The following is a 12,743-nucleotide window of genomic DNA, read 5'->3' on the forward strand; positions in this document are numbered from 1 at the left end:
TAAATGTTGGGTGCTGAGTCACCCTTTTTTTTGCGTAATACAGGAGTAAGCGCAGATGTTCCAATATTTACCAGGAGTAAGATAAAGCATTGGCTATTCTTTAAGGGTGTCTTAATACCGGAGGTATTAAGCCTTAGCCTGAAGGTGGGACGGGGCAGAGAGGATGCACATTGGTGCTGCGCCGTTCAGGTCAAAGAAGTGTCACAACCTGATGTCGAAGATCAGTTGGAAGGGGTGACACCATAAAACAGGAAGACAGCCATGTCCGATCGTATCGATAGAGACGTGATTAACGCGCTAATTGCGGGCCATTTTGCGGACCCTTTTTCCGTACTTGGTATGCACCAAACCACCGCGGGACTGGAAGTCCGCGCCCTATTGCCTGATGCCACCGAAGTGTGGGTGATTGAACCGAAAACCGGACGTAAAGTCGGCAAACTGGAATGTATCGACTCACGCGGTTTTTTTAGCGGAGTGCTCCCCCGACGCAAAAATTTCTTTCGTTATCAGCTCGCTGTTGTCTGGCATGGACAGCAGAATCTGATTGACGATCCTTACCGTTTTGGCCCGCTGATCCAGGAAATGGATGCCTGGTTACTGTCTGAAGGCACGCATTTACGCCCGTATGAAACGCTGGGCGCACATGCCGACACAATGGACGGCGTTACTGGAACCCGTTTTTCCGTCTGGGCGCCGAATGCCCAGCGCGTCTCCGTCGTTGGGCAATTCAACTACTGGGATGGCCGTCGCCACCCGATGCGCCTGCGCAAAGAGAGCGGTATCTGGGAGCTGTTTATTCCCGGCGCGCAACACGGTCAGTTGTACAAGTTCGAGATGATCGATGCGCATGGCAAGCTGAGAATCAAAGCCGACCCGTATGCGTTTGAAGCGCAAATGCGCCCGGAAACGGCCTCACTGATCTGCGGTCTACCGGAAAAAGTGGTGCAGACGGAAGAACGCAAACAAGCCAACCGGTTCGATGCGCCTGTCTCCATCTATGAAGTGCATCTGGGCTCGTGGCGTCGTCATACCGATAACAATTTCTGGCTGAGCTACCGCGAACTGGCGGATCAGCTTATTCCATACGTAAAATGGATGGGCTTTACCCACCTCGAACTGCTTCCTGTTAATGAACATCCCTTTGATGGCAGCTGGGGCTACCAGCCGACCGGGCTGTATGCGCCGACCCGCCGTTTCGGCACGCGCGATGACTTCCGCTATTTCATCAATGCCGCTCATCAGGCGGGTCTGAACGTCATTCTTGACTGGGTGCCGGGCCACTTCCCGTCGGATGATTTTGGTCTGGCGGATTTCGATGGCACCAAACTGTATGAGCACAGCGACCCGCGTGAAGGGTATCACCAGGACTGGAACACGCTTATCTATAACTACGGGCGCCGTGAAGTCAGCAACTATCTGGTCGGGAACGCGCTTTACTGGATTGAGCGTTTCGGCATTGATGCGCTGCGTGTAGACGCCGTGGCGTCGATGATTTACCGCGACTACAGCCGCAAAGAAGGCGAGTGGATCCCCAACGAGTTCGGCGGGCGTGAGAACCTGGAAGCCATTGAGTTCTTACGCAATACCAACCGTATTCTGGGAGAGCAGGTGCCTGGCGCGGTGAGCATGGCCGAGGAGTCCACTGACTTCGCTGGCGTGTCCCGACCACAGGATATGGGCGGACTGGGTTTCTGGTACAAATGGAACCTGGGCTGGATGCATGACACGCTGGACTACATGAAGCTGGACCCGATTCATCGCCAGTATCATCACGATAAGCTGACCTTCGGCATGCTCTACAACTACACCGAAAACTTTGTCCTGCCGCTGTCGCATGACGAAGTGGTGCATGGCAAAAAATCGATTCTCGACCGTATGCCTGGCGACGCCTGGCAGAAATTCGCCAACCTGCGCGCCTATTACGGCTGGATGTGGGCGTTCCCCGGTAAGAAACTGCTGTTTATGGGCAACGAGTTCGCCCAGGGGCGCGAGTGGAACCACGACGCCAGCCTTGACTGGCATCTGCTGGAAGGCGGCGACAACTGGCACCACGGCGTACAGCGGCTGGTGCGCGATCTCAACCATACCTATCGCCACCATAAGGCGCTGCATGAACTTGATTTTGATGCTTACGGTTTTGAATGGCTGGTGGTGGATGATAACGAACGTTCGGTGCTGATTTTTGTCCGCCGCGATAGAGTCGGCAATGAAATCATCGTCGCCAGCAACTTTACCCCGGTGCCGCGCCATGACTATCGTTTTGGCATCAATCAGCCAGGGAAATGGCGGGAGATTGTGAATACCGACTCCATGCACTACCACGGCAGCAATACCGGCAACGGCGGGGTGGTGCACAGCGACGAGATCGCCAGCCACGGCCGCCAGCATTCATTGAGTCTGACGCTGCCGCCGCTGGCCACCATCTGGCTTGTGCGGGAGGGTGAATGACGCAACTGGCAACCGGCAAAGCGACACCGCATGGCGCGACGTATGACGGTCATGGCGTCAACTTCACGCTTTTTTCGGCGCATGCGGAGCGCGTTGAACTGTGCGTGTTTGATGCGCTCGGCAATGAGCAGCGGTATGACCTGCCGGGGCGTAGCGGCGATGTCTGGCACGGCTACCTTGCCGACGCCAGGCCCGGCCTGCGCTACGGGTATCGCGTACACGGCCCGTGGCAACCCGCGCAAGGGCACCGCTTTAACCCGGCAAAACTGCTTATCGATCCCTGCGCTCGCCGCGTTGAAGGAGAGCTGAAGGATAACCCGCTGCTGCACGGCGGGTACGACGAGCCGGATCATCGTGATAATGCCGCCGTTGCCCTGAAGTGCGTTGTCACCGCCGACCGCTATGACTGGGAAGATGACGCCCCGCCGCGCACGCCGTGGGGCAACACGGTCATCTACGAAGCGCATGTGAAGGGGCTGACGTACCTGCATCCGGCGATCCCGTCAGAGATTCGCGGCACCTGGAAGGCGCTGGGCCATCCGGTGATGATCGCGTATTTCAAGCAGTTGGGCATTACCGCGCTGGAGCTGTTGCCGGTGGCGCATTTTGCCAGTGAACCGCGCTTACAACGCCTGGGGCTGTCGAATTACTGGGGCTATAACCCAGTGGCGATGTTCGCGCTGCATCCGGCTTATGCCTGCTCCCCGGAAACTGCGCTGGATGAGTTTCGTGATGCCATCAAAGCGCTGCATAAAGCCGGTATTGAAGTCATTCTTGATATTGTGCTGAACCATAGCGCGGAGCTGGATCTCGACGGGCCGCTCTTCTCCCTGCGCGGAATCGACAACCGTAGCTATTATTGGATCAAGGAGGATGGCGACTATCACAACTGGACCGGCTGCGGCAACACCCTCAATCTGAGCCATCCCGGTGTGGTGGAGTTTGCGTGCGAGTGCCTGCGCTACTGGGTTGAAACATGCCATGTGGACGGTTTTCGTTTTGATCTGGCCTCCGTGATGGGGCGCACCCCGGCGTTCCGTCAGGATGCGCCGCTGTTTACCGCCATCAACAATTGCCCGGTATTGTCGAGCGTGAAGCTCATTGCTGAGCCCTGGGATATCGGCGAAGGCGGCTATCAGGTAGGGAATTTCCCGCCGCCGTTTGCCGAGTGGAACGACCATTTCCGTGACGCGGCCCGCCGCTTCTGGTTGCAACGCAATCTGCCCCTCGGTGAGTTTGCCGGACGTTTCGCCGGTTCCAGCGATGTGTTTAAACGCCACGATCGCCTGCCCAATGCGTCCGTCAATCTGATCACCGCGCATGACGGTTTTACGCTGCGCGACTGTGTTTGTTTCAATCAGAAACACAATGAGGCGAACGGTGAGGAAAATCGGGACGGCACCAACAACAATTACAGTGATAATCATGGTAAAGAGGGATTAGGCGGCACACTGGATCTGATTGAACGGCGGCGCGACAGCATTCACGCCCTGCTGACCACGTTGTTGCTCTCTCAGGGAACGCCGATGCTGCTGGCGGGCGATGAACACGGCCATAGCCAGCACGGCAACAATAACGCTTACTGCCAGGATAACGCATTAACCTGGCTGGACTGGCAGCAGGCAAACAGTGGGCTAACCACCTTTACCGCTGCATTGATTCATCTTCGCCAGCAGATACCGGCATTAGTGGGAAATCGCTGGTGGGAAGAAAATGACGGCAATGTTCGTTGGCTGAATAAAAATGCAGAGCCCTTAAGCGCGGGCGAGTGGGAAAACGGGCCGAAACAGATGCAGATCCTGCTTTCAGACCGCTTCCTTATCGCGATAAACGCCACGCTTGAGGTGACAGATATCGTTTTACCTGAAGGGGAGTGGCACGCTATTCCCCCATTCGCTGGAGAGGATAATCCGGTGATTACGGCTGTCTGGCAGGGACCTGCGCACGGACTGTGTGTGTTCCAGAGATGATAAAAAAGGAGTTAGTCATGGTGAGTTTAGAGAAGAACGATCGTGTAATGTTGGCGCGCCAGCTGCCATTAAAATCTGTTGCCCTGATCCTGGCCGGTGGCCGTGGTACACGCCTGAAAGATTTAACCAACAAACGTGCCAAACCTGCCGTGCACTTTGGCGGTAAGTTCCGCATCATCGATTTTGCCTTATCCAACTGTATTAACTCCGGGATCCGCCGTATTGGCGTGATTACGCAATACCAGTCTCATACTCTGGTACAGCATATTCAGCGCGGCTGGTCATTCTTCAGCGAAGAGATGAACGAATTCGTCGACCTGCTTCCCGCCCAGCAAAGGATGCAGGGTGAAAACTGGTATCGTGGAACGGCGGATGCCGTGACCCAGAACCTGGACATCATTCGTCGCTATAAAGCGGAATATGTGGTGATCCTCGCGGGCGATCATATCTACAAGCAGGACTACTCGCGCATGCTGATCGACCACTTCGAAAAAGGAGCGCGCTGCACCGTGGCGTGTATGCCGGTGCCGATTGAAGAGGCCACCGCGTTTGGCGTAATGGCAGTGGACGAGAGCGACAAGATCATCGAGTTTGTTGAAAAACCGGCGAATCCGCCAGCCATGCCTGGTGATGCGACGAAATCTCTCGCCAGCATGGGGATCTACATTTTCAACGCCGATTATCTGTATGAGTTGCTGGAGGAGGACGACAAAGACGACACCTCCAGCCACGATTTCGGTAAAGATATCATCCCAAAAATCACCAAAGCCGGTATGGCATATGCGCATCCATTCCCGCTGTCCTGCGTGCAGTCCGATCCCGAATCTGAACCTTACTGGCGCGATGTGGGAACGCTGGAAGCCTACTGGAAAGCCAATCTCGACCTGGCCTCGGTGACGCCGGAACTCGACATGTATGATCAAGACTGGCCGATCCGCACGCACATGGAGTCTCTGCCGCCTGCGAAATTTGTTCAGGATCGCTCCGGCAGCCACGGCATGACGCTCAACTCGCTGGTCTCCGGCGGGTGCATTATATCCGGTTCGGTGGTGGTGCAGTCCGTCCTGTTCCCGCGCGTGAGGGTGAACTCATTCTGTAACATCGATTCGGCAGTCCTGCTGCCAGAGGTCTGGGTTGGACGCTCATGCCGCTTGCGTCGTTGCATCATCGATCGCGCCTGCGTAATCCCGGAAGGTATGGTGATTGGCGAAAACGCGGAAGAAGATGCCCGTCGTTTCTACCGCTCAGAGGAAGGCATTGTGCTGGTCACGCGTGAAATGCTGCGCAAATTGCAGGTCAAACAGGAGCGATAATGCAGGTTTTACATGTATGTTCAGAGATGTTCCCCCTGCTAAAAACAGGTGGTCTGGCGGATGTGATTGGCGCGTTGCCTGCGGCACAGATTGCGGATGGTGTGGATGCTCGTGTGCTGCTTCCTGCATTTCCTGATATTCGTCGGGGCATCCCGGATGCGCAGGTAGTGACCCGGCGCGATACCTTTGCGGGAAGAATTACGCTCCTGTTCGGGCATTATAACGGCGTGGGAATCTACCTGATTGATGCGCCGCATCTGTATGACCGTCCGGGAAGCCCTTATCACGATACAAATTTATTCGCCTATACCGATAACGTCCTGCGGTTTGCGCTGTTGGGATGGGTGGGATGTGAAATGGCCTGCGGGCTTGATCCATTCTGGCGCCCGGATGTGGTGCATGCGCACGACTGGCATGCAGGCCTGGCGCCTGCGTATCTGGCTGCGCGCGGGCGTCCGGCGAAATCGGTGTTTACCGTACACAACCTGGCCTATCAAGGCATGTTTTATGCACATCACATGGATGACATCCAACTGCCATGGTCGTTCTATAACATGCATGGTCTGGAGTTTAACGGGCAGATTTCATTCCTGAAGGCGGGGTTGTATTACGCCGACCATATTACGGCGGTGAGCCCGACCTATGCGCGTGAAATTACCGAGCCGCAGTTCGCGTACGGGATGGAAGGCCTGCTGCGTCAGCGTCATCAGGAAGGGCGTCTGTCCGGCGTGCTGAATGGCGTGGATGAGAAAATCTGGAGCCCGGAAACGGATCTGCTGCTGGCGGCGCGCTATACGCGTGATTCGCTGGAGGAGAAAGCGGAGAACAAGCGCCAGCTACAGATTGCGATGGGGCTGAAAGTGGATGACAAAGCGCCGCTGTTCGCCGTGGTCAGCCGTCTGACCAGCCAGAAAGGGCTGGATCTGGTGCTGGAGGCGTTGCCGGGATTGCTGGAGCAGGGCGGGCAACTGGCGCTGCTGGGCGCGGGCGATCCGGTATTGCAGGAAGGATTTTTAGCGGCGGCGGCGGAACACCCAGGCCAGGTAGGTGTGCAGATCGGCTATCACGAAGCCTTCTCTCACCGCATTATGGGCGGGGCGGATGTCATTCTGGTGCCCAGCCGCTTTGAGCCGTGCGGCTTAACGCAGTTATACGGACTGAAGTACGGCACGCTGCCGCTGGTGCGGCGTACCGGTGGGCTTGCTGATACGGTGTCGGACAGTTCGCTGGAAAACCTGGCGGACGGCATCGCCAGTGGGTTTGTATTTGAAGATAGTAATGCCTGGTCTCTGTTACGGGCGATCCGGCGTGCTTTCGTGTTGTGGTCCCGACCTTCGCTCTGGCGGTTTGTGCAACGGCAGGCTATGGCCATGGATTTTAGCTGGCAAGTCGCGGCGAAGTCTTACCGCGAGCTTTACTATCGCTTGAAATAGTTATCCAGGAATCACCTATATGAATGCTCCATTTACTTATGCATCGCCCACTCTTAGCGTAGAAGCACTTAAGCATTCTATTGCCTACAAACTGATGTTCACGATTGGTAAAGATCCGGTCATTGCCAATAAACATGAATGGCTGAACGCCACGCTGTTCGCGGTGCGCGATCGCCTCGTGGAACGCTGGCTGCGTTCTAACCGTGCTCAACTGTCGCAGGAAACCCGTCAGGTCTATTACCTGTCGATGGAATTTTTGATTGGCCGGACCCTCTCCAATGCCTTGTTATCGTTGGGTATTTACGACGATGTTAAAGGGGCGCTGGAAGCGATGGGGCTGGATCTCGAAGAACTGATTGATGAAGAGAACGACCCCGGTCTTGGCAACGGCGGTCTTGGCCGTCTGGCGGCGTGCTTCCTTGATTCGCTGGCGACCCTGGGCCTGCCGGGGCGCGGCTATGGAATTCGCTACGACTACGGCATGTTCAAGCAGAACATTGTCGAGGGGCGGCAGAAAGAGTCCCCGGACTACTGGCTGGAATACGGCAATCCGTGGGAGTTCAAACGCCATAATACGCGCTACAAAGTGCGTTTCGGCGGGCGAATTCAGCAGGAAGGCAAGAAAGCCCGCTGGATTGAAACCGAAGAGATTCTGGCGGTGGCCTATGACCAGATTATCCCGGGTTATGATACCGACGCCACCAACACGCTGCGCCTGTGGAGCGCTCAGGCCAGTAGCGAAATCAACCTTGGTAAATTTAACCAGGGCGACTATTTCGCGGCGGTAGAGGACAAAAACCACTCTGAAAACGTATCCCGCGTGCTTTACCCGGATGACTCCACCTATTCGGGACGCGAACTGCGCCTGCGCCAGGAGTACTTCCTGGTTTCCTCAACGGTACAGGACATTCTGAGCCGTCACTACCAACTGCATAAAACCTATGACAACCTGGCGGATAAAATCGCCATTCACCTCAATGATACCCACCCGGTGCTGTCGATCCCGGAACTGATGCGCTTGTTGATTGATGAGCACAAATTCAGCTGGGACGATGCGTTTGAGGTGTGCTGCCAGGTCTTCTCCTACACCAACCACACGCTGATGAGCGAAGCGCTGGAAACCTGGCCGGTGGATATGCTGGGTAAAATCCTGCCGCGTCATTTGCAGATCATCTTTGAGATTAACGACTACTTCCTGAAAACGTTGCAGGAGCAGTATCCCAACGATACCGCTCTGCTGGGGCGGGCGTCGATTATCGATGAGTCCAACGGTCGTCGCGTCCGTATGGCGTGGCTGGCGGTGGTGGTGAGCCATAAAGTGAATGGCGTGTCGGAGCTGCACTCTAACCTGATGGTACAGTCGTTGTTTGCTGATTTTGCGAGTATCTTCCCGACCCGCTTCTGCAACGTGACCAACGGCGTGACGCCGCGCCGCTGGCTGGCGCTGGCGAACCCGTCGCTTTCTGAGGTGCTGGACGAAAATATCGGGCGCACCTGGCGTACGGATCTCAGCCAGCTAAGCGAACTACAGCAGCATTGCGATTTCCCGCTGGTGAATCACGCGGTGCGCCAGGCGAAGCTGGAAAACAAAAAACGGCTGGCAATACTCATCGCTCAGCAGTTGAACGTGGTGGTCAATCCGAAGGCGTTGTTTGATGTGCAGATTAAACGTATTCACGAGTACAAACGTCAGTTGATGAATGTGCTGCATGTGATTACGCGTTATAACCGCATCAAGGAAGATCCTGAGGCGGAATGGGTGCCGCGCGTGAATATCTTTGCCGGTAAGGCGGCTTCGGCCTATTACATGGCGAAGCACATTATTCACCTGATCAATGACGTTGCTAAGGTGATCAACAACGATCCGCAGATTGGCGATAAGCTGAAAGTGGTGTTTATCCCGAACTACAGCGTGAGCCTGGCGCAGGTCATTATTCCTGCCGCCGACCTGTCTGAGCAGATTTCGCTGGCGGGTACGGAGGCGTCCGGCACCAGTAACATGAAGTTTGCGCTTAACGGCGCGCTGACCATCGGTACGCTGGACGGCGCAAACGTCGAGATGCTGGAGCATGTGGGGGCGGAGAATATCTTTATCTTTGGTAATACGGCGGAAGAAGTGGAAGAACTGCGCAAGCAGGGCTATAAACCGCGCGAGTATTACGAAAAAGATACGGAGCTGCACCAGGTGCTGACGCAGATCGGCAGCGGCGTGTTCAGCCCGGAAGAGCCGGGGCGCTACCGTGATCTGGTGGATTCGTTGATTAACTTTGGCGACCACTATCAGGTGCTGGCGGATTATCGTAGCTATGTTGATTGTCAGGATAAGGTGGATGAATTGTATCGTCATCCCGAAGAGTGGACCGCGAAAGCGATGCTCAATATCGCCAATATGGGGTATTTCTCCTCCGACAGGACGATCAAGGAGTATGCCGAAAATATCTGGCACATTGATTCGGTAAGGTTGTAACAAGGGACAGGACTACCTGTAGGACGGATAAGGCGTTAGTCGCCATCCGGCAAAAGGCCCGGTGGCGCTGACGCTTACCGGGCCTGTGGACTGTTTTGTAGGCCGGATAAGGCGTAGCCGCCATCCGGCATTGTCATTATGACGCCAGCGACAACTGACGTTTGCCAATATATTCCGCCAGCCACTGGCTCACGCGGGACTGCTGTTCGGCGTTGAGCCACATCCCTTCTTTGGTGCGGCGCCACAACGCGTCGTCCGCACGACGTACCCATTCGTGATCCACCAGATACTTCAGCTCCGCTTCGTAAAGTTCGTGACCGAAATCTTCACCTAACTCGGCAACGGAGGTGGCTTCGCCGAGGATCCACTCGGTATTGCTGCCGTAGGTGCGGGAATAATGACGCGCCAGCGACTCCGTCAGGAACGGATAGCGGCGGCGCAGTTTGGCCGCGTAATCTTCACGATCGCCGCCGATATCCCCGCCAGGAAGCACGCACTCTTTAGTCCAGGCCGGGCCAATGCCCTGGTAATAGGACGACAGTTTTTCCATCGCGTGTTCGGCCAGCTTACGATAAGTGGTCAGCTTACCGCCGAATACCGACAGCAGCGGCGCTTTGCCGTTTTCATCGTGGATATCCAGCGTGTAGTCACGGGTGATCGCCTGCGGAGAATCGGACTCGTCATCGCACAGCGGACGCACGCCGGAGTAGGTCCAGACGATATCGTCGCGGCCCAGTTGTTTCTTGAAGTGCGCGTTATAGACCTTCAACAGGTAATTGATTTCGCTTTCATCAATTTTCACTGCCTTCGGATCGCCTTTGTACTCAACGTCAGTGGTGCCGATGATTGAGAACTCATCCATCCACGGAATCACAAATACGATACGCTTATCTTCGTTTTGCAGGATATAAGCCTGTTTCTGCGTATGCACGCGCGGCACCACAATGTGGCTGCCTTTGATCAGACGAATGCCGTAGGGTGAAGGCAGGTGCATACCGTCGTCGAAGAACTGTTTTACCCACGGCCCCGTGGCGTTGACCAGACCACGCGCCTGCCAGGTGTGCTTTTTACCGGTATCGATATCTTCCGCTTCTACGATCCACAGACCGTTTTCACGGCGGGCAGAGGTCGCTCGGGTACGGGTTAACACTTCCCCGCCTTTACGCACCACCATTTGGGCGTTTGCCAGAACCAGACGCGCATCGTCTACCCAGCAGTCAGAATATTCGAAACCGCGCACGATCTCCGGTTTCAGCACCGAATCTGCGCCAAAACGCAAACCGGTTGAACCGGGCAGACTGGTGCGTTTGCCCAGATGATCGTACATAAACAGACCAATTCGGATCATCCATGCCGGGCGCAGGTGCGGGCGGTGAGGCAGGCGGAAGCGCATCGGGAAGGCGATGTGCGGCGCCATTTTCAGCAGCACTTCACGTTCGGCCAGCGCTTCGCTGACCAGGCGGAATTCGTAGTGTTCAAGGTAGCGCAAGCCACCGTGAATTAATTTAGAGCTGGCGGAAGAGGTTGCACAGGCCAAATCCTGCGCTTCCAGCATGAGCACGGATAAACCACGTCCGGCGGCGTCTGCCGCGATACCCGCACCGTTAATGCCCCCGCCTATCACAATCAGATCTTTGGTTTCCATGCTACCCTCTTGCACTTTCGTTAAAGCTCAAAAATGTTCGTTATCGAGCATAATAGCAAAAAAACGAGCTGGTGGTAACATCGAAAAAACATTTTAGAGTGATACATATAACATTATGGCGTTTACTTACCCCGGCGACGTACACTGAACGGTAAAATAGCCATCTGCATATAAAGCCTGCATATAAAAGAAAGAGAGACTCATGGATCAGTTTGAATGTATTAATGTCGAAGAAGCTCACCAGAAACTGCACCAGGGAACGGCGGTGCTGGTGGATATCCGCGATCCGCAAAGCTATGCGATGGGCCACACGCCGCAGGCGTTCCATCTGACCAACGATACGCTGGGCGCGTTTATGCGCGACCATGATTTCGATACCGTGGTGATGGTGATGTGCTATCACGGCAATAGCAGCAAAGGCGCGGCACAGTACCTGCTACAACAGGGTTATGACGCGGTTTACAGTATTGATGGCGGGTTTGATGCCTGGCACCGCCATTTCCCCTCAGAGGTGGCATTTGGCGCTTAAGCCCACAAAGATGCAGCCTGAAGCCGGAAGGGCCTATATACTGTCCTCTTTTGTGTGGACTAAGCGATAGCAACAATGTTGATGATTACCTCTTTTGCTAACCCCCGCGTGGCGCAGGCATTTGTTGATTACATGGCGACGCAGGGCGTTATCCTGACGATTCAACAACATCATCAAAGCGATGTCTGGCTGGCGGACGAATCTCAGGCCGAGCGCGTGCGGGCGGAGCTGGCGCGCTTTCTGGAAAATCCCGCCGATCCGCGTTATCTGGCGGCAAGCTGGCAGTCCGGTCATACCGGCAGTGGGCTGCACTATCGCCGTTTCCCGTTTATCGCCACATTGCGCGAGAGGGCGGGCCCGGTCACTTGGCTTATTATGATCGCCTGTATCCTGGTGTTCGTTGTGATGAGCATCGTCGGCGCGCAGAGCGTCATGGTGTGGCTGGCGTGGCCGTTTGATCCGTCACTGAAATTTGAGTTCTGGCGCTATTTCACCCATGCGTTTATGCACTTCTCGTTAATGCATATCCTCTTCAACCTGTTGTGGTGGTGGTATATCGGCGGGGCGGTGGAAAAACGTCTGGGCAGCGGAAAACTGATCGTTATTACCGTCATCAGCGCATTGCTGAGCGGTTATGTACAGCAGAAGTTCAGCGGCCCGTGGTTTGGTGGGCTTTCCGGCGTGGTTTACGCGCTGATGGGCTACGCCTGGCTACGTGGTGAACGCGATCCGCAAAGCGGCATATATCTACAGCGTGGGCTTATTGCTTTTGCGTTGATCTGGATTGTTGCCGGGTGGTTTGATGTGTTTGGCATGTCGATGGCGAACGGTGCGCACATCGCCGGGCTGGCCGTGGGGCTGGCGATGGCATTTGCTGACACGGTGAATGCGCGAAAACGAACATGATTGGGGTTGCGCCGGATGGCGGCGAAACGCCT

At 55.5% G+C, this 12,743-nt stretch carries 8 protein-coding genes; 7 read left to right on the top strand and 1 reads right to left on the bottom strand.

What is annotated here, in order from left to right; genetic code table 11:
* The first annotated feature begins 261 nt into the window (after positions 1–261).
* From glgB to glgP, 5 genes are read left to right on the top strand one after another with little or no spacing between them, the layout of a single operon-like run.
* Positions 262–2,448, top strand: coding sequence for a 1,4-alpha-glucan branching enzyme (gene glgB, locus OGV82_RS05060; protein ID WP_047460639.1), 2,187 nt, complete (start codon positions 262–264; stop codon positions 2,446–2,448).
* Positions 2,445–4,418, top strand: coding sequence for a glycogen debranching protein GlgX (gene glgX / locus OGV82_RS05065; protein ID WP_047460642.1), 1,974 nt, complete (start codon positions 2,445–2,447; stop codon positions 4,416–4,418). Before glgB ends, glgX begins: the two co-directional genes overlap by 4 nt.
* 17 nt (positions 4,419–4,435) lie before the next feature.
* On the top strand, positions 4,436–5,731 hold the full coding sequence (glgC, locus tag OGV82_RS05070) for a glucose-1-phosphate adenylyltransferase (protein ID WP_024131017.1): 1,296 nt from the start codon (positions 4,436–4,438) through the stop codon (positions 5,729–5,731).
* Positions 5,731–7,164: a glycogen synthase GlgA gene (gene glgA / locus OGV82_RS05075; protein ID WP_012135534.1), complete on the top strand. Its 1,434-nt coding sequence runs from the start codon at positions 5,731–5,733 to the stop codon at positions 7,162–7,164. Before glgC ends, glgA begins: the two co-directional genes overlap by 1 nt.
* A 19-nt stretch (positions 7,165–7,183) precedes the next feature.
* Positions 7,184–9,631 (top strand): glycogen phosphorylase, encoded by a 2,448-nt coding sequence (gene glgP, locus OGV82_RS05080; protein ID WP_012135533.1) that lies wholly within the window; start codon positions 7,184–7,186, stop codon positions 9,629–9,631.
* Between the two features lie 136 nt (positions 9,632–9,767).
* On the opposite strand, the gene glpD is transcribed toward glgP, so the two are convergent.
* Positions 9,768–11,276 (bottom strand): glycerol-3-phosphate dehydrogenase, encoded by a 1,509-nt coding sequence (gene glpD, locus OGV82_RS05085; protein ID WP_012135531.1) that lies wholly within the window; start codon positions 11,274–11,276, stop codon positions 9,768–9,770.
* A gap of 202 nt (positions 11,277–11,478) precedes the next feature.
* Between glpD and glpE the strand changes: the two genes are divergently transcribed.
* Together glpE and glpG are read left to right on the top strand one after the other, a co-directional pair.
* The gene (glpE, locus tag OGV82_RS05090) at positions 11,479–11,805 is read left to right on the top strand and encodes a thiosulfate sulfurtransferase GlpE (protein ID WP_012135529.1); all 327 of its coding nucleotides are present in this window, start codon (positions 11,479–11,481) and stop codon (positions 11,803–11,805) included.
* Between the two features lie 75 nt (positions 11,806–11,880).
* Positions 11,881–12,711 carry a rhomboid family intramembrane serine protease GlpG gene (gene glpG, locus OGV82_RS05095; RefSeq protein WP_012135528.1) on the top strand — a complete coding sequence of 277 codons (831 nt, stop codon included), beginning with the start codon at positions 11,881–11,883 and terminating at the stop codon, positions 12,709–12,711.
* Positions 12,712–12,743 lie beyond the last annotated feature (32 nt).

Origin of the sequence: Citrobacter sp. CK191, from assembly GCF_030333435.1 — a bacterium.
Taxonomy (GTDB): Bacteria; Pseudomonadota; Gammaproteobacteria; order Enterobacterales; family Enterobacteriaceae; genus Citrobacter_B; species Citrobacter_B koseri.

Excerpts from the sequence above, each read along its gene's own strand:
- glgB (WP_047460639.1), top strand. The coding sequence starts at position 262 with ATGTCCGATCGTATCGATAGAGACGTGATTAACGCGCTAATTGCGGGC.
- glgX (WP_047460642.1), top strand. The coding sequence starts at position 2,445 with ATGACGCAACTGGCAACCGGCAAAGCGACACCGCATGGCGCGACGTAT.
- glgC (WP_024131017.1), top strand. The coding sequence starts at position 4,436 with ATGGTGAGTTTAGAGAAGAACGATCGTGTAATGTTGGCGCGCCAGCTG.
- glgA (WP_012135534.1), top strand. The coding sequence starts at position 5,731 with ATGCAGGTTTTACATGTATGTTCAGAGATGTTCCCCCTGCTAAAAACA.
- glgP (WP_012135533.1), top strand. The coding sequence starts at position 7,184 with ATGAATGCTCCATTTACTTATGCATCGCCCACTCTTAGCGTAGAAGCA.
- glpD (WP_012135531.1), bottom strand. The coding sequence starts at position 11,276 with ATGGAAACCAAAGATCTGATTGTGATAGGCGGGGGCATTAACGGTGCG.
- glpE (WP_012135529.1), top strand. The coding sequence starts at position 11,479 with ATGGATCAGTTTGAATGTATTAATGTCGAAGAAGCTCACCAGAAACTG.
- glpG (WP_012135528.1), top strand. The coding sequence starts at position 11,881 with ATGTTGATGATTACCTCTTTTGCTAACCCCCGCGTGGCGCAGGCATTT.